The sequence below is a fragment of the Pseudomonas sp. ZY71 genome (assembly GCF_036542145.1).
Taxonomy (GTDB): Bacteria; Pseudomonadota; Gammaproteobacteria; order Pseudomonadales; family Pseudomonadaceae; genus Aquipseudomonas; species Aquipseudomonas koreensis_A.
The window spans coordinates 4,628,395-4,645,824 of the sequence record NZ_CP144274.1 but is presented as its reverse complement, the minus strand read 5'-3'; the positions used below and the strand labels follow the sequence as shown (position 1 = coordinate 4,645,824).

Annotated in this window: 15 protein-coding genes, 2 tRNA genes and 3 rRNA genes; 10 read left to right on the top strand and 10 right to left on the bottom strand. The window is 54.8% G+C overall.

The genetic code is table 11. The features are described 5' to 3' along the window. Nucleotides 1-17: 17 nt before the first annotated feature. Nucleotides 18-614, bottom strand: a complete 597-nt coding sequence (locus VY732_RS20530; protein ID WP_331691620.1) for a 2-hydroxychromene-2-carboxylate isomerase — start codon at nt 612-614, stop codon at nt 18-20. Between the two features lie 36 nt (nt 615-650). Then, complete coding sequence (locus VY732_RS20525) at nt 651-1,379, bottom strand: SDR family oxidoreductase (protein WP_331691619.1); 729 nt, start codon at nt 1,377-1,379, stop codon at nt 651-653. 91 nt (nt 1,380-1,470) lie between these two features. Here VY732_RS20525 and VY732_RS20520 point away from each other — a divergent pair, with 91 nt between their 5' ends. Beyond that, nucleotides 1,471-2,034 (top strand): TetR/AcrR family transcriptional regulator, encoded by a 564-nt coding sequence (locus VY732_RS20520; RefSeq protein ID WP_331691618.1) that lies wholly within the window; start codon nt 1,471-1,473, stop codon nt 2,032-2,034. 1 nt (nt 2,035) lies between these two features. Here VY732_RS20520 and VY732_RS20515 read toward each other — a convergent pair whose 3' ends face one another. Together VY732_RS20515 and rhtA are read right to left on the bottom strand one after the other, a co-directional pair. Beyond that, nucleotides 2,036-2,317, bottom strand: a complete 282-nt coding sequence (locus tag VY732_RS20515; RefSeq protein WP_116030587.1) for a hypothetical protein — start codon at nt 2,315-2,317, stop codon at nt 2,036-2,038. A 168-nt stretch (nt 2,318-2,485) separates the two neighbouring features. After that, nucleotides 2,486-3,373: a threonine/homoserine exporter RhtA gene (gene rhtA / locus VY732_RS20510; protein ID WP_110720978.1), complete on the bottom strand. Its 888-nt coding sequence runs from the start codon at nt 3,371-3,373 to the stop codon at nt 2,486-2,488. 612 nt (nt 3,374-3,985) lie between these two features. Between rhtA and VY732_RS20505 the strand changes: the two genes are divergently transcribed. The 6 genes from VY732_RS20505 (at nt 3,986) to mrdA (ending at nt 11,332) form a co-directional block, all read left to right on the top strand. After that, nucleotides 3,986-5,522, top strand: a 16S ribosomal RNA gene (locus VY732_RS20505). 123 nt (nt 5,523-5,645) lie between these two features. After that, a tRNA-Ile gene (locus VY732_RS20500) sits at nt 5,646-5,722 on the top strand. A gap of 10 nt (nt 5,723-5,732) precedes the next feature. Continuing rightward, nucleotides 5,733-5,808: transfer RNA gene (locus VY732_RS20495), tRNA-Ala, on the top strand. 234 nt (nt 5,809-6,042) lie between these two features. Beyond that, nucleotides 6,043-8,936 (top strand): 23S ribosomal RNA (locus VY732_RS20490). Nucleotides 8,937-9,101: 165 nt separating this feature from the next. Further along, a 5S ribosomal RNA gene (gene rrf, locus VY732_RS20485) occupies nt 9,102-9,217 on the top strand. The 16S, 23S and 5S rRNA genes sit together here with 2 tRNA genes alongside, the layout of an rRNA operon. Nucleotides 9,218-9,439: 222 nt before the next feature. After that, on the top strand, nt 9,440-11,332 hold the full coding sequence (gene mrdA, locus VY732_RS20480; protein ID WP_116030939.1) for a penicillin-binding protein 2: 1,893 nt from the start codon (nt 9,440-9,442) through the stop codon (nt 11,330-11,332). A 49-nt stretch (nt 11,333-11,381) separates the two neighbouring features. Here mrdA and VY732_RS20475 read toward each other — a convergent pair whose 3' ends face one another. The 4 genes from VY732_RS20475 to VY732_RS20460 form a co-directional block, all read right to left on the bottom strand. Further along, nucleotides 11,382-12,053, bottom strand: a complete 672-nt coding sequence (locus VY732_RS20475; RefSeq protein WP_331691617.1) for a hypothetical protein — start codon at nt 12,051-12,053, stop codon at nt 11,382-11,384. Nucleotides 12,054-12,138: 85 nt separating this feature from the next. Then, on the bottom strand, nt 12,139-12,345 hold the full coding sequence (locus tag VY732_RS20470) for a helix-turn-helix domain-containing protein (RefSeq protein WP_003226632.1): 207 nt from the start codon (nt 12,343-12,345) through the stop codon (nt 12,139-12,141). A gap of 9 nt (nt 12,346-12,354) precedes the next feature. Beyond that, the gene (locus tag VY732_RS20465) at nt 12,355-12,960 is read right to left on the bottom strand and encodes a hypothetical protein (protein ID WP_123595014.1); all 606 of its coding nucleotides are present in this window, start codon (nt 12,958-12,960) and stop codon (nt 12,355-12,357) included. A 309-nt stretch (nt 12,961-13,269) separates the two neighbouring features. Beyond that, entirely contained in the window at nt 13,270-13,908 is a 639-nt protein-coding gene (locus VY732_RS20460; protein ID WP_331691616.1) for an NAD(P)H-dependent oxidoreductase, read from the bottom strand. A gap of 113 nt (nt 13,909-14,021) precedes the next feature. On the opposite strand from VY732_RS20460, the gene VY732_RS20455 reads away from it, so the two are divergent. After that, nucleotides 14,022-14,462, top strand: a complete 441-nt coding sequence (locus tag VY732_RS20455; protein ID WP_116030931.1) for a MerR family transcriptional regulator — start codon at nt 14,022-14,024, stop codon at nt 14,460-14,462. A 73-nt stretch (nt 14,463-14,535) separates the two neighbouring features. Here the strand turns inward: VY732_RS20455 and VY732_RS20450 are convergent, their stop codons facing one another. Together VY732_RS20450 and VY732_RS20445 are read right to left on the bottom strand one after the other, a co-directional pair. Then, nucleotides 14,536-14,940: a lysozyme inhibitor LprI family protein gene (locus VY732_RS20450; protein WP_116030929.1), complete on the bottom strand. Its 405-nt coding sequence runs from the start codon at nt 14,938-14,940 to the stop codon at nt 14,536-14,538. 57 nt (nt 14,941-14,997) lie between these two features. Continuing rightward, complete coding sequence (locus VY732_RS20445; RefSeq protein WP_123595132.1) at nt 14,998-15,918, bottom strand: ADP-ribosylglycohydrolase family protein; 921 nt, start codon at nt 15,916-15,918, stop codon at nt 14,998-15,000. 195 nt (nt 15,919-16,113) lie between these two features. Between VY732_RS20445 and VY732_RS20440 the strand changes: the two genes are divergently transcribed. Then, nucleotides 16,114-16,602: an SRPBCC family protein gene (locus VY732_RS20440; RefSeq protein ID WP_137218658.1), complete on the top strand. Its 489-nt coding sequence runs from the start codon at nt 16,114-16,116 to the stop codon at nt 16,600-16,602. After that, a complete protein-coding gene (locus tag VY732_RS20435; protein WP_331691615.1) occupies nt 16,589-17,404 on the top strand; it encodes an aminoglycoside phosphotransferase family protein in 816 nt (271 codons plus the stop codon). Before VY732_RS20440 ends, VY732_RS20435 begins: the two co-directional genes overlap by 14 nt. Nucleotides 17,405-17,430: the final 26 nt, after the last annotated feature.

Here is a 17,430-nt window from a genome sequence, read left to right as displayed (position 1 = left end):
AGCGCCTGAATGATCGCTTAGCCTTGGCGCAAAGCCTCTTCAACAAAGTCGAGCCGATCCTGGCCGAAGAACAGCTGATTGCCGATAAACATACTGGGTGCCCCGAACACACCGCGTTTAACCGCGGTCTCGGTGTTGTCCTTGAGTACGGCTTTGACGGACTCCTCGTTAGTCAGTGCCAGCACTTCAAGCGGATCGAAACCCTGTTCGCTTAGCACTGCGGCGACAGTCGCGGGTTCGTCCAGACTGCGTCCATCAACCCACAGCGCTGTGAACAGACAATCGATAAACGCCTGAAAGCGTTCTGGCTGACGCAACTGGATGCCAGTGACGGCACGCATCAACATCAGTGTGTTGATCGGGAAGTGCGGATTGAATGTCAGCGGCACCCCGTAGCGTTTCGCGTAGCGGTCCAGATCCTCGAACATATACCGACCCTTCGCCGGAATCATCGCTGGCGATGCGTTGCCGGTTGCCTTGAAGACGCCACCGAGCAACATCGGGATGTAGATCAGTTCACTGTTGGTTTCGGCGCAAATCTTCGGTAACTGGGTGTAGGCCAGATAGGTGGCAGGGCTGCCGAGGTCGAAATAGAACTCCACGGTTTTCGTCATTTTCGCGTCTCTGTCGTTATTGTTATGGCGGGGGGCTTACCAGCGTTCGTTCCAGGGGCGCAGATCCAGCTCGAACGTCCAGGCATCCCGTGGCTGACTGTGCAGATACCAGTAGTTCTCGGCGATGTGCTCGGGATTGAGGATGCCATCCTGATCTTTGGTGGCGTACTTCTCGGGGAAACTGTTGCGAATGAAATCGGTGTCGATCGCACCATCGACCACCACATGGGCGACGTGGATGTTCATCGGCCCCAGTTCCCGCGCCATGCTTTGCGCCAGTGCGCGGATGCCGTGTTTGGCACCGGCGAAAGCGGCGAACCCGGAGGCGCCGCGAAGTCCGGCGGTGGCACCGGTGAAGAGAATCGTGCCGCGATTGCGCGTGACCATGCGTTTGGCCACTTCACGGGCATTGAGAAATCCTGAGAAACAGGCCATCTCCCAGATCTTGAAATACTTGCGCGCGGTTTCCTCAAGGATGCTGCACGGCACGTTGGCGCCGATATTAAAGACAAAGGCTTCGATCGGCCCGAGGCGGGTTTCGATGTCTTCAATCAGCGCGATGACATCTTCTTCCTTGCGCGCATCGCAGGCAAAGCCGTGGGCATCGCCGCCTTCAGCCTTGATCGCGTCCACCAGCGGTTGCAGTTTGTCGGCGCTGCGTCGGGTGATGCAGGCGACGAATCCTTCTCTGGCAAAACGCTTGGCAATCGCTCCGCCCGTGGCATCGCCGGCGCCGACAACCAATACGACCTTCTTGTTATTCATGGGTGAATCCCTTTATTAAACGATCGTTAAGTGAACGAACGTTATGCTAGGATCCAGGCAACGTCAAGGCAGTCGATTCGAGGGCAAACACATGCGTTACTCCGCCAGTCACAAGCTGGAAACACGGGAAAAGCTACTGCAGAGCAGCGCGCTGTCAGCAAAGCGCTCCGGGTTTTCCACTGTGGGCGTCGATGGTTTGATGAAGGCTATCGGATTGAGTGGTGCGGCGTTCTACAGTCACTTTTCGTCAAAGGATGCGTTGTTCACCGCCATCGTCGAGCGAGAGCTGGGGCAAAGCCTTGAGCGACTGGGAGGCGAGGGTACGCAGGATCGTGAGCGACTGGCGCGTTGTCTCAAACACTATCTGAGCATGGCCCACGTAGAACAACCTGAGGCCGGTTGCGCGTTGCCGGCGCTGGGGGCAGAAATTGCCCGATCGGATGTGCAGGTGCGCGAACAGGCCGAGCTGTGGATTTGTCGGCTTCAACAGCGCTGGGCACAGATACTTGAGAGCGAGACCCTGGCGTGGTCGGTGCTGTCGCAATGCGTCGGCGCATTGGTGGTGGCGCGCATGCTGGCGACGCCGGACGTTCAGCAAGCGGTGCTGAAGTCCAGCCATGAAGAGATTGGCCGGCAGATTGCCGGGCAGCGCTGATCTATTTACAGATGACGATCATGCTGCGACTGGTGTAACCCGCAGGATTGAGACCGAACGGGTAATCGCCGGGCTCTTCCACGGCGTCACCGGATTTGGCGATAACCTTGTAGCCTTTCGGCAAGCAGGCGTTGGCGGCACTGGTGTAGCACTTGTCCCAGGAGGACGATAGCCCCGAACAGTTGATGTGCAGCCCTTTTTTTCCGCGTTTTACCTGAGTTTCCGAAGTCGCCGCACAACCCGCAACAGCCAGTATGGCGATCAGTATCAAAATTCGTTTCATTACCGTCCTTATAGCGGCCACGAGTCTGACGCTCGGGTTTGCCTGTGTTCGCTTGCGCTTTAAGCGTTTTGAAATCCCTGTCCGAAAAAATCCATGTCTGGCATTGGGTTACGGGTCTAAACATGGCCTAAATGCGCGCCAATTGCCAGACCTTCGTAAAAACCTCTTTCAATCAGCCGCGATGGCGGGTTTCGCAGCGCTACCCATGGTCATGGTGGCGCCGACGGATGCCAGAATAATGCACAGGATCGCCATCCATTGTGACAGCGTGAGGAATTCATGCAGAAACAGAAGGCCCGATAACGCTCCGAAGGCCGGTTCGATACTCATCAATGTTCCGAAAGTGCGTGCCGGGAGGCGGGTGAGGGCGACCATCTCCAGTGTGTAGGGCAGGGCGGTGGACAGGATGGCGACGCCAATGGCAATCGGGATCAGCGATGGGGTCAAAAGGGCTGCACCTGCATGCACAATGCCGATAGGGGCCACGAACAATGCTGCGATCATTACCCCTAAAGCAGCGGTCGTCACTCCGTTATCGGCGCCGGCCTTCTGACCGAACAGAATGTAAAGCGCCCAGCAGACACCCGCTCCCAGTGCATACCCGGCGCCTACCAGATCGATACCAGCGCTGGTTGCGCCTGTAGGAATGAGCAGCATCAAGCCTGCGGCGGCCAAGGCGATCCAGAGAAAGTCGATGGCGCGGCGGGAGGCATAGATGGCCACGGCCAGTGGCCCGGTGAATTCGAGGGCGACGGCAATTCCCAACGGCACCGTGCGCAATGACATATAGAAGAGGAAGTTCATGCCGCCCAATGCCATGCCATAGACAATGACCGTGCGCAATGATTTGGCGGTTAACCTGGCGCGCCATGGACGCAGTATCAACAGCATGATCACGCTGGCGAAGATCAGGCGCAGCGTGGTGGTTCCCTGAGCGCCAATGATGGGGAACATGCTTTTGGCCAGAGAAGCGCCGGACTGGATCGACGCCATGGCTATTAATAGCAGGCCAACCGGGAACAGCATTGAGGCAAGAGATCGTGGCTGGTCATTCATTACGTGGCGTCGTCCAAGGTGAGAGCAAGGCTTTATTGTTGATGTTGGGCAATATACTGCGCACTCGATCGAGTTACGTCTATATAGAAGAGGCCTTTTTCCACTGATCGATAGAAAAGCTAAATTAACAGTTGACGGCAGATTTCAGATGTCTATAATTCGCCCCACTTCCGGCGCAGTCGAAACGGAAAACTCCTTGAGATTCAACGAGTTATGTAGGTTTCGGCAGTGAGTTGCTTCAGTTCATCGAAGCCGAAAGGAAGTTGAAAAAGAGGTGTTGACAGCAGCGTGTAACGCTGTAGAATTCGCCTCCCGCTGACGAGAGATCGGAAGCGCAAGTGGTTGAAGTTGTTGAAGAATTCTTCGAAAGCTTCTGAAAATAATCACTTGACAGCAAATGAGGCTGCTGTAGAATGCGCGCCTCGGTTGAGACGAAAGATCTTAACCAACCGCTCTTTAACAACTGAATCAAGCAATTCGTGTGGGTGCTTGTGGAGTCAGACTGATAGTCAACAAGATTATCAGCATCACAAGTTACTCCGCGAGAAATCAAAGATGTAACCAACGATTGCTGAGCCAAGTTTAGGGTTTCTTAAAAACCCAAAGATGTTTGAACTGAAGAGTTTGATCATGGCTCAGATTGAACGCTGGCGGCAGGCCTAACACATGCAAGTCGAGCGGATGACAGGAGCTTGCTCCTGAATTCAGCGGCGGACGGGTGAGTAATGCCTAGGAATCTGCCTGGTAGTGGGGGACAACGTTTCGAAAGGAACGCTAATACCGCATACGTCCTACGGGAGAAAGCAGGGGACCTTCGGGCCTTGCGCTATCAGATGAGCCTAGGTCGGATTAGCTAGTTGGTGAGGTAATGGCTCACCAAGGCGACGATCCGTAACTGGTCTGAGAGGATGATCAGTCACACTGGAACTGAGACACGGTCCAGACTCCTACGGGAGGCAGCAGTGGGGAATATTGGACAATGGGCGAAAGCCTGATCCAGCCATGCCGCGTGTGTGAAGAAGGTCTTCGGATTGTAAAGCACTTTAAGTTGGGAGGAAGGGTTGTAGATTAATACTCTGCAATTTTGACGTTACCGACAGAATAAGCACCGGCTAACTCTGTGCCAGCAGCCGCGGTAATACAGAGGGTGCAAGCGTTAATCGGAATTACTGGGCGTAAAGCGCGCGTAGGTGGTTCGTTAAGTTGGATGTGAAATCCCCGGGCTCAACCTGGGAACTGCATTCAAAACTGTCGAGCTAGAGTATGGTAGAGGGTGGTGGAATTTCCTGTGTAGCGGTGAAATGCGTAGATATAGGAAGGAACACCAGTGGCGAAGGCGACCACCTGGACTGATACTGACACTGAGGTGCGAAAGCGTGGGGAGCAAACAGGATTAGATACCCTGGTAGTCCACGCCGTAAACGATGTCAACTAGCCGTTGGGAGCCTTGAGCTCTTAGTGGCGCAGCTAACGCATTAAGTTGACCGCCTGGGGAGTACGGCCGCAAGGTTAAAACTCAAATGAATTGACGGGGGCCCGCACAAGCGGTGGAGCATGTGGTTTAATTCGAAGCAACGCGAAGAACCTTACCAGGCCTTGACATCCAATGAACTTTCCAGAGATGGATTGGTGCCTTCGGGAACATTGAGACAGGTGCTGCATGGCTGTCGTCAGCTCGTGTCGTGAGATGTTGGGTTAAGTCCCGTAACGAGCGCAACCCTTGTCCTTAGTTACCAGCACGTAATGGTGGGCACTCTAAGGAGACTGCCGGTGACAAACCGGAGGAAGGTGGGGATGACGTCAAGTCATCATGGCCCTTACGGCCTGGGCTACACACGTGCTACAATGGTCGGTACAAAGGGTTGCCAAGCCGCGAGGTGGAGCTAATCCCATAAAACCGATCGTAGTCCGGATCGCAGTCTGCAACTCGACTGCGTGAAGTCGGAATCGCTAGTAATCGTGAATCAGAATGTCACGGTGAATACGTTCCCGGGCCTTGTACACACCGCCCGTCACACCATGGGAGTGGGTTGCACCAGAAGTAGCTAGTCTAACCTTCGGGAGGACGGTTACCACGGTGTGATTCATGACTGGGGTGAAGTCGTAACAAGGTAGCCGTAGGGGAACCTGCGGCTGGATCACCTCCTTAATCGACGACATCAGCTGCTCCATAAGTTCCCACACGAATTGCTTGATTCATTGAAGAAGACGATAGAAGCAGCTTTAAGCTCCAAGCTGATAGCTCCAAGCTAACAGTTACGCGCTCGAAATTGGGTCTGTAGCTCAGTTGGTTAGAGCGCACCCCTGATAAGGGTGAGGTCGGCAGTTCGAATCTGCCCAGACCCACCAATTTTGTTATGGGGCCATAGCTCAGCTGGGAGAGCGCCTGCCTTGCACGCAGGAGGTCAACGGTTCGATCCCGTTTGGCTCCACCATATAACTGCTTCTGAAAGTTTAGAAATGAGTATTCCCTTGAGAATATTGATTTCTAGTCTTTTGATTAGATCGTTCTTTAAAAATTTGGGTATGTGATAGAAAGATAGACTGAACGTTACTTTCACTGGTAACGGATCAGGCTAAGGTAAAATTTGTGAGTTCTCTTAATTGAGAAATTCGAATTTTCGGCGAATGTCGTCTTCACAGTATAACCAGATTGCTTGGGGTTATATGGTCAAGTGAAGAAGCGCATACGGTGGATGCCTTGGCAGTCAGAGGCGATGAAAGACGTGGTAGCCTGCGAAAAGCTTCGGGGAGTCGGCAAACAGACTTTGATCCGGAGATGTCTGAATGGGGGAACCCAGCCATCATAAGATGGTTATCTTGTACTGAATACATAGGTGCAAGAGGCGAACCAGGGGAACTGAAACATCTAAGTACCCTGAGGAAAAGAAATCAACCGAGATTCCCTTAGTAGTGGCGAGCGAACGGGGACTAGCCCTTAAGTGGCTTTGAGATTAGCGGAACGCTCTGGAAAGTGCGGCCATAGTGGGTGATAGCCCTGTACGCGAAAATCTCTTAGTCATGAAATCGAGTAGGACGGAGCACGAGAAACTTTGTCTGAATATGGGGGGACCATCCTCCAAGGCTAAATACTACTGACTGACCGATAGTGAACTAGTACCGTGAGGGAAAGGCGAAAAGAACCCCGGAGAGGGGAGTGAAATAGATCCTGAAACCGTATGCGTACAAGCAGTGGGAGCAGACTTTGTTCTGTGACTGCGTACCTTTTGTATAATGGGTCAGCGACTTATTTTCAGTGGCGAGCTTAACCGAATAGGGGAGGCGTAGCGAAAGCGAGTCTTAATAGGGCGTCTAGTCGCTGGGAATAGACCCGAAACCGGGCGATCTATCCATGGGCAGGTTGAAGGTTGGGTAACACTAACTGGAGGACCGAACCGACTACCGTTGAAAAGTTAGCGGATGACCTGTGGATCGGAGTGAAAGGCTAATCAAGCTCGGAGATAGCTGGTTCTCCTCGAAAGCTATTTAGGTAGCGCCTCATGTATCACTGTAGGGGGTAGAGCACTGTTTCGGCTAGGGGGTCATCCCGACTTACCAAACCGATGCAAACTCCGAATACCTACAAGTGCCGAGCATGGGAGACACACGGCGGGTGCTAACGTCCGTCGTGAAAAGGGAAACAACCCAGACCGTCAGCTAAGGTCCCAAAGTTATGGTTAAGTGGGAAACGATGTGGGAAGGCTTAGACAGCTAGGAGGTTGGCTTAGAAGCAGCCACCCTTTAAAGAAAGCGTAATAGCTCACTAGTCGAGTCGGCCTGCGCGGAAGATGTAACGGGGCTCAAACCATACACCGAAGCTACGGGTATCACCTTCGGGTGATGCGGTAGAGGAGCGTTCTGTAAGCCTGTGAAGGTGAGTTGAGAAGCTTGCTGGAGGTATCAGAAGTGCGAATGCTGACATGAGTAACGACAATGGGTGTGAAAAACACCCACGCCGAAAGACCAAGGTTTCCTGCGCAACGTTAATCGACGCAGGGTTAGTCGGTCCCTAAGGCGAGGCTGAAAAGCGTAGTCGATGGAAAACAGGTTAATATTCCTGTACTTCTGGTTATTGCGATGGAGGGACGGAGAAGGCTAGGCCAGCTTGGCGTTGGTTGTCCAAGTTTAAGGTGGTAGGCTGAGATCTTAGGTAAATCCGGGATCTTAAGGCCGAGAGCTGATGACGAGTGTTCTTTTAGAACACGAAGTGGTTGATGCCATGCTTCCAAGAAAAGCTTCTAAGCTTCAGGTAACCAGGAACCGTACCCCAAACCGACACAGGTGGTTGGGTAGAGAATACCAAGGCGCTTGAGAGAACTCGGGTGAAGGAACTAGGCAAAATGGCACCGTAACTTCGGGAGAAGGTGCGCCGGTGAGGGTGAAGGACTTGCTCCGTAAGCTCATGCCGGTCGAAGATACCAGGCCGCTGCGACTGTTTATTAAAAACACAGCACTCTGCAAACACGAAAGTGGACGTATAGGGTGTGACGCCTGCCCGGTGCCGGAAGGTTAATTGATGGGGTTAGCTAACGCGAAGCTCTTGATCGAAGCCCCGGTAAACGGCGGCCGTAACTATAACGGTCCTAAGGTAGCGAAATTCCTTGTCGGGTAAGTTCCGACCTGCACGAATGGCGTAACGATGGCGGCGCTGTCTCCACCCGAGACTCAGTGAAATTGAAATCGCTGTGAAGATGCAGTGTATCCGCGGCTAGACGGAAAGACCCCGTGAACCTTTACTATAGCTTTGCACTGGACTTTGAATTTGCTTGTGTAGGATAGGTGGGAGGCTTTGAAGCGTGGACGCCAGTTCGCGTGGAGCCATCCTTGAAATACCACCCTGGCAACTTTGAGGTTCTAACTCAGGTCCGTTATCCGGATCGAGGACAGTGTATGGTGGGTAGTTTGACTGGGGCGGTCTCCTCCTAAAGAGTAACGGAGGAGTACGAAGGTGCGCTCAGACCGGTCGGAAATCGGTCGTAGAGTATAAAGGCAAAAGCGCGCTTGACTGCGAGACAGACACGTCGAGCAGGTACGAAAGTAGGTCTTAGTGATCCGGTGGTTCTGTATGGAAGGGCCATCGCTCAACGGATAAAAGGTACTCCGGGGATAACAGGCTGATACCGCCCAAGAGTTCATATCGACGGCGGTGTTTGGCACCTCGATGTCGGCTCATCACATCCTGGGGCTGAAGCCGGTCCCAAGGGTATGGCTGTTCGCCATTTAAAGTGGTACGCGAGCTGGGTTTAGAACGTCGTGAGACAGTTCGGTCCCTATCTGCCGTGGACGTTTGAGATTTGAGAGGGGCTGCTCCTAGTACGAGAGGACCGGAGTGGACGAACCTCTGGTGTTCCGGTTGTCACGCCAGTGGCATTGCCGGGTAGCTATGTTCGGGAAAGATAACCGCTGAAAGCATCTAAGCGGGAAACTTGCCTCAAGATGAGATCTCACTGGAACCTTGAGTTCCCTGAAGGGCCGTCGAAGACTACGACGTTGATAGGTTGGGTGTGTAAGCGCTGTGAGGCGTTGAGCTAACCAATACTAATTGCCCGTGAGGCTTGACCATATAACACCCAAGCAATTTGCGTCGAAAGGCCAAGTTGCGGTGTGTGAAGACGAAACGAACCGAAAGTTCGACTGCACTTAAAAAAGCAGCACAAAACACCGAAAACTACCACATACCCAATTTGCTGAAGCGAGGCCAACTGGCCACGACTCAGTACCCGAATTTCTTGACGACCATAGAGCGTTGGAACCACCTGATCCCATCCCGAACTCAGCAGTGAAACGATGCATCGCCGATGGTAGTGTGGGGTTTCCCCATGTGAGAGTAGGTCATCGTCAAGATTAAATTCCGAAACCCCAATTGCGAAAGCAGTTGGGGTTTTGTTTTGCCCGCAGGAAAGTACTTCCAACGCATTGATCCGCCCCAACCGTCGCAAGAGTGGCCATTGGGGAAATTCCTTCTGAAGTGACCGGGCACTTTTTGGTATGGTGCAGCTCGTTTTTCAAGGACTGATGTCATGCCCACGGATCGGCAATCATTTATGTCAAAGAGTTGCTGTAGAAATGCCTGAACCCATCCCGATCAAGGATCACGAGAAAGAGACGCGTCTGGTCAACAAACGGTTGATCGCCTGCGCCATGTTCGTCTTCGCTGTCAGCTGCGCTCTGGTTGTGCGCCTGTACATCCTGCAAGTGGTGGAATTCGACTACCACTCGACTATCTCTGAGAACAATCGCGTCCATGTCTTGCCGATCCCGCCGACACGCGGTTTGATTTACGATCGTAATGGCGTGCTGCTCGCGGATAACCGTCCCAGTTTCAACCTGACCATCACCCGCGAACGCGCCACTGACGTCAATCAGGAACTGGACGAAGTCATCAATCTCCTGCACCTGCCTGCAGAAGATCGCACAGTCTTCGATAAAGCCATGAAGCAGTCTCGCCACCCGTTTACACCGGTGACGCTGTTCTATGAGCTGACGGAAGAGCAAATTGCCGTACTGGCCGTCAACGAGTTCCGCCTCCCGGGTCTGGATGTCGAGCCGCAGTTCGTTCGCCATTACCCGCTCGGCGCGCACTTCGCCCACTCGATCGGTTACGTTGGCCGTATCAACGAAAAAGAATCCAAGAGCCTCGACTCGGTGGAATACCGGGGTACTCAATCCATCGGTAAAACCGGCATCGAGCGTTTCTACGAAGCGCAGCTACACGGCCATGTCGGTTATGAAGAGGTGGAAACCAACGCCCAGGGACGCGTACTGCGTGTGCTCAAACATACCGATCCGGTTCCTGGCCAGAATATCGTCCTGAGCCTCGACATCAAACTGCAGGAAGCTGCCGAAGCCGCACTGGGTGATCGTCGCGGCTCAGTGGTAGCGCTCGATCCGTCGACCGGTGAAGTGTTGGCCATGGTCAGCAATCCCAGCTTCGATCCGAATCTGTTCGTCACCGGGATCAGCTCCAAGGAATACTCGGCACTGCGCGATTCGATCGACCGTCCGCTGTTCAACCGCGTACTGCGCGGGCTCTACGCGCCTGGCTCGACGATCAAACCAGAGGTGGCCATCGCCGGCCTCGACGCTGGTGTCGTGACGCCGCAGACCCGCGTCTTCGACCCCGGTTACTACCAGCTCCCGGACTTCGATCACAAGTATCGCAACTGGAACCACAGCGGCGACGGATGGGTGGACATGGACGCGGCGATCATGCGTTCCAATGACACCTATTTTTACGACCTCGCGCATAAACTCGGCATCGATCGCCTGCACGATTACATGGCCATGTTCGGGCTCGGCGAGAAAGTCTCGCTGGACATGTTTGAAGAGTCGCCCGGTCTGATGCCATCGCAAGCGTGGAAACGCGCGACTCGCCGGCAAGCGTGGTTCCCGGGCGAAACGGTCATCCTCGGCATTGGTCAGGGCTACATGCAGGTCACGCCACTGCAACTGGCTCAGGCCACGGCATTGATCGCCAACAAAGGAGTGTGGAACCGGCCGCACCTGGCCAAGACCGTCGATGGCGTCGCCCCGGTCGATGAGCATCCGATGCCGAACATCCTGCTCAAGGATCCGCGAGATTGGGAACAGGTCAACCATGGCATGCAGATGGTGATGCACGATGCCCGCGGCATCGCTCGGGCGGCAGCGGCAGGCGCGCAATACCGTATCGCCGGTAAGAGTGGTACGGCGCAAGTGGTGGCGATCAAGCAAGGCGAGCGCTACAACCGCGAAAAAACCCTCGAGCGCCACCGCGATAACGCCTTGTTCGTTGGCTTCGCGCCGGCCGAGCATCCGAAGATTGCGATTTCGGTGATGATCGAAAACGGCGAGGCCGGAGGTCGTGTTGCCGGCCCTGTGGTGCGGCAGATCATGGATGCCTGGCTACTTGATCAGGACGGCCATCTCAAGCCGCAATACGCGGCGCCGACCAAGGCGCCTGGAGACCCGCACGTCTAACGGTTCGCAGCCCCGGCTCATGCTGGATGAGCCGAGGTTGTGAGTTGCCCTATTTGCAGCGGTACCCCTCGGGCATCGTGACGGTGTAGTTGCGCTGCACACGATCCTCGAAGTTCAGGTTCTGCAAGCCTTGCTCTACTAGAAAGTCTTCGACCTTGGCGGACTGGCAGTCCTCGTTATACGACGAGGCGCGAAGCAGGTAGACCGTGCGTTTGCTGGCTTCATCCCGGGCCGTGGCATTGAATGTACTGAGCGTGGTGTAACCGGTTCGCTCCGAGGTACCTATCGGGCCGTAGGTCGTGTTGGGTGTACTGGTGCAGGTCAGTCGGTCGTCCTTTTTCTTGCTGTTCTTGCACACGGTAGAGGTGCTGGTCGGCACGTGCCCATACTCGGTGGCGGTATAACGATAAGTCACTTGTCGACTGCCAATATCGAGGCTGACCGTCATGTTTATCGGCGCATGGTTCTTTGGTAGGTTGGCGTCGCTGTAGACCTCCCGGTAGCCCCGGTCTTTCAGCGCGTTAACCATGTCGCGAAGATAGTAGCGGGCATTAAGCGCATTTTCGTCACTGCCGCCTACAGACGTCACCAGCACAGTTGCCTTTCGATCAAAATGATAATCCGGATCAGGTGTGGCATTTAGCGCTACGTCCATTTGTGTGGCGCAGCCGCTGATCAACGCTGTCAGTAAAAACAGCGCGCAGAATAAAAACCGGGTCATGACAAAGCCGCCTTACAAACTAAGGATTGAATAAGAGTTAAACGGTGTGGACTGACGACAATTAACTCGCGTGGATGCGCAAGGTTCAGTCTTTCTGGTATTCCAGCAGATCGCCAGGCTGGCAATCGAGTGCGGCGCAGAGTTTGTCCAGGGTGGCCATCTTCACGCCCTTGACCTTGCCATTTTTCAGTAACGACAGGTTGGCCTCGGTAATGCCCAGCAGCGCAGCTAACTCTTTCGAGCGAATTTTTTGCGTGGCCATGACAACGTCAAGGCGGACGATAATGGTCATTGTATTGTTCTATATGTATTGGCTTTGCTCATCGCTGAGTACTTTTGCATCGCGCATGATAATTGAAAACAAACAGAGCAATACGCCTTTGACAATCTCGTAGGCAGAAGTGGAAGACAGGCCGACCGAGAACTGAAAAATACGATCCCCTGGCGGCAGATCGATAGACAGGGCCAAACCTTGCAACGTTTCTACCAGCGGGTAGGCGGCCGGAGAAATGATGCACAGAATCCCCACTCGCCATAGCACCTTGATGTTGCGCTCGGTCCAGGTTTCACCGCGCGACAAGCGCAGGAAAAACAACCCTGTCAGCCAGAGCACGTAGGTCGAAAGCAGAACGGGCAGGAAATCCAGAACGACGAGCAACCCAGTGACGATTGGCGAGAGCCATGTTTCAGGGGCAAGCAGCGCACCTTCGACAAACGGGTCAAGTAATTGCGGCGAATTTTCGGCGAAGGCGTAGAGCAGAGCTGCGAGCATTTCATCAGTTTTGAAGAACCAGATCGAAGCGTTGCCACCGACCTCGGTCACCCCCAAAACCCAGACAAGAATCGCAGCCAGTAGTCCGACCCAATGCATGCGCTGCAGTGCCAATCCGTTGTTACGAGTACTCATGAAAAATCCTTGCGGTGTCATTGGAATGACTAATTCTCGATGTTAAATTATCGAATGGCAATAATAAATTGTTCTTGTTTTGTGAAGGGCAACGCTCGCATCGGAGGTGAGCTCCACAGAGTAGAGGTCAGTTCAATCGCTTTGGGGGGATTTCAATGTCGATAGGCTCTCGAAATTCGAAACAAGTCGAGCGCAGGGGAGGGACGCGACCCACTCGGTGGCCGCTGGTATCGATGATGGGGTCTGGAATTGATTAGAGCGGGGGGGCACACGCCAGAGGCATGTTTGAGTCGCCCGCTCTTACCGGGTTTATTTGATTTCGGTAACGAAGTTTTCCCGCGAGCGGCGAACCTTTTTCAAGTTGACCAACCAGTCTCCCTCAGTGGCTCGATGCCCCAGCGGCAGAATCACCACGCTACGCAGGTTGCGGGCTGCGAGTCCGAGGATTTCGTCGATCGCCGCAGGGTCAAAACCTTCCATCGGTGTGGCATCGACTTCTTCAAACGCCGCGGCGATCAACGCCGAGCCCAAACCGATGTAAGCCTGCCGCGCAGCCGCCTGATAATTGGCCTCTTTGCCACGTCCAGCGACAATGCCCAAGAGCATCTGACGGTAATTTTCCCATCCTTCGTTGATGGTTCCGCGAACTTCGTTAGTCAGGTCAAACATCATGTTGACCCGCTCGGCAGTGATGTCGTCCCACGCGGCAAATACAAGCAAGTGAGAGCAGTCGGTGACCTGCTCCTGGTTCCAGCTGACGGCTTTGATCTTTTCGCGAATCTCTGCATTGGTCACTACGAGCAATTCAAAGGGCTGCAGTCCACTTGATGTCGGCGTTAACCGCACCGCCTCCAGAATTCGCTCGATTTTTTCATCGGGCACTGTCCGGGATGGATCGAACTTTTTCGTTGCGTAGCGCCATTTCAGCAGGTCTGTCAGTGTGCTCATCATCAAATTCCATAAAGGTGAAGTTGTTCAGGTGGGTCAATAACGACTGGCTGTCGTGCTGAACCTGGGCTTATGCTAACGATTAAAGCCAACTTGAAGGTCAAGCAGTTTTTATGAAGATTGGAGAAGTTTCCAAGCGCACCGGTGTTGCCGCTTCGGCCATTCGCTATTACGAGGAACAAGGGTTACTGGAGCCTTCTACCCGTGACGCCAATGGATATCGCCATTACGCAGAGGCGGCTGTTGCCCGATTGATACTGGTACGCGACGCGCAGCGGCTCGGTTTTTCTCTCGACACCATTCGCGGTCTGTTCCTGCAGGATGGCAGTTGTTCGAAATCGCTGACCATTGAGCAAATCGATATCCGTATGGATGAGATACGCCAGATCGAGGCCAACCTGGCGATGCAACGTGAGGGATTGTTACGGCTAAGGCATGTGCTGGAGGAAAGTCTGCGCAGTGGTGCTCCTGTCGTGTGCGCGAGTGTGCACAGGGCCGAGTCGTATCGGCCTGAGCAAAACATGATCACGCGCAACGCGTTGAACGGGCGTTGACCCACATTTGAAATACATTCCAATATGGGAGCGAGTCTGCTCGCGAAAGATCCCTCAATACCGCCGCAAAAAATCAGGCCCCGGGCACCGGGCAGCTCATGTCACCTTCTTCACACTTCAAATACTGTTTCAACGCCTCAACCCGCACCTTGGTCACCCCCGTCAGACAACTGCTGTAAACCCACGGATAAACGCTCCCGCCAGTTACCCCGGACGATGAAAACTTGCACTCGGCATCCCGAAATCCGAGCCACGCCCGCTGCGCGCTGACCAACAGCTTCTTGCCATCCGGGTTGTCCTTCAAACGCCCGCTGATCTGCTGGTACACCGTGTTCAACTCTTTGTCCGCCGCTTTGAAGTCCTGCCCGGCGCACTGATTCATCGTCGCCTGGTCGCTGGCGTTGGCACAGTCGATGGCGGCATCGGCGAGGGGTGTAAACAGGAAGGGCATCAGAGTCAGAAGCAGGCGTGGGGACATGGTCAAGTCTCGCTGTATCGAAGATAAGTGCCGAGCAGTGTAGCGTCTGCTTTGCGCTTATTCAGGCAGGCGCAGTCGGGAGGCGTCGAGCAAACGGTCTGCTGTCGCCGCAATCTCTTCACCGTCGTGCAGCTTTTCCAGCCAGTGTTCAGGAATCCCCCGCACGCCGTAATAGGCGCCGGCCAACTGGCCGGTGATCGCGGCAGTGGTATCGGCGTCATCGCCCAGGTTGGCCGCTCGCAAAATGGCCGCTTCGAAGCTGTCCGTGTGGTGAAAGCACCACAACGCTGCTTCCAGCGACTGCACGCTGTAGCCACTGCCTTTGATGTCTGCCTCGGACAGACCGAGGAAATCGCCACGCCCAATTGAAGCGACCTTGGGTTGCGAGAAGCTGGCAAGGGGCAGTTGACGCAGTTCTGCTTTGCTCGCGCCTTCAAGCGCGCTGGCAATCAACCCGGCCAACAATTGGCAGCATTCGATGGCTTCTGGTGCTGCGTGGGTGGTTCGCGAACTGTCGGCGGCAAAGCTCTGGATTTGCCGGGCGTCGGGAAAGTAGAACAGCACCACCGGAGCCAAACGCATCAGTGAACCGTTGCCGGCGCTATAAGGGTCTGCAGAGCCAGCGAAGGGTTCTGCGGTTTGCTGATATTGCGCCAGCGCCTGACTGACGGTCATGCCGATATCGAAACATTCACCGGTCGAACTGAGGTAACCCCATTGCCACCAGTTGAGATAGCGGCCCATCTGATCGGCAGCATTGAATCCATTCTTGTTCAGCAGGCTTTCTGCCAGACACAGGGCCATCGAGGTGTCATCGGTCCACTGCCCTGGCTTGAGGTGGAACGGGCCACCGCCGACCATATCGGTCAACGGTTGGAATGATCCCCGTGGTTTGAACTCAACCGTAGTACCGACAGCGTCGCCGCATGCAAGACCGAGCAGGGCACCGCGGTAACGTTCAGCGAGGGATGGCGGCATGATTCGTCCTTGTGGATTCAGATTCGCTGGAAAAGGTAACAGTTTCGTTGGGCTGAAGGTGCCATGGTCCATCACGCACCGGTCAAAAAGTGCAGCTTGATGTGTCCTTGCTGATGAATGACTGCACCGCTCTGATACAACTTCACATTGGACATGTGGTCATACAGGCCTAGTGTTCAGAACAGGAGGTGACGTATGAAACCAGTACCCAATAGTTTCGAACGCAAGATCACGCTCAAGGCGCCGCGTTCGCATGTCTGGCGCGCATTGGTCGATGCCGAGGCGTTTGGCCAGTGGTTTGGGGTGGCGCTTGAGGGCAGGCGGTTTATTGCCGGCGAATGGACGCAAGGGCAGGTCACGTATCCGGGTTATGAACATGTGTTGTGGAATGTGCTGATCGAGCGGGTCGAGCCGCAGCAGTTGTTTTCGTTTCGCTGGCATCCGTATGCGGTCAATCCGAATATCGACTATTCCCAGGAGCCGACCACGCTGGTCAAGTTCGAGCTGCAGGATTACGAGGAGGGCACACTGCTCAAGGTCTCCGAGTCAGGCTTCGCGCATATTCCCGATGTTCGCCAGAAAGAGGCCTACTTCATGGACAGCCGTGGCTGGGAAGAACAGTTGAGCCGTCTCGAACTGTTTCTTTTCGAAAGCGCCAAGGCCCGCGAGCGTGACGGTGGCTGACATTTTCGAACCTTGGCTGAGGCGCTGGGCACTGGTGCCGGACGGCGCGCCGATCATCACGCCCGGCAGCCGTTTGTTACCGGTACGCCTGAACGATAGGCCGGCCATGCTCAAGGTGGCGCTGGATGTCGATGAAAAGTACGGCAATCGGCTGATGACCTGGTGGGACGGTGACGGTGCCGCGCAGGTGTTGGCGCATCACGAGGATGGTCTGCTGCTGGAGCGCGCCATGGGCAGCCGCTCGCTGATGCACATGGCAATGAATGGCGAAGACGACGAGGCGAGCCGGATTCTGTGCTCGGCGCTGGCACGATTGCATGCACCGCGTGAAACGCCGCCTCCGCCGCTGGTGGAGTTGGGTCCATGGTTTGCTTCACTGCGCATCGCGACTGCACAACATGGCGGCCTCTACGCCCTGAGTCTGCAAACCGCCGAAAACCTGCTCGCCAACCCACAGGATGTGGTGGTGCTGCACGGCGACATGCATCACGACAATGTTCTGGATTTCGGCGAGCGTGGCTGGCTGGCAATCGATCCGAAGCGGGTCAGGGGCGAGCGCGGTTTTGACTACGCCAACCTGATGTGTAATCCGGACTTGCCGACGGCGACGGATCCCGCGCGTTTTCGCCGGCAGCTGGATGTGATTGTCGAAACTGCCGGGCTTGATCACCGAAGACTGCTGCAATGGGTGCTGGCGTTCGCCGGTTTGTCGGCTGCGTGGTTTCTCGAGGATGACGCGCTGGAACAGGCCTCAGGGCAGTTGAAAGTCGCACAGATCGCGGCTTCCATGCTCGATGCCTGACAGGGCTAAGGGTTTTCGGAAGGGTT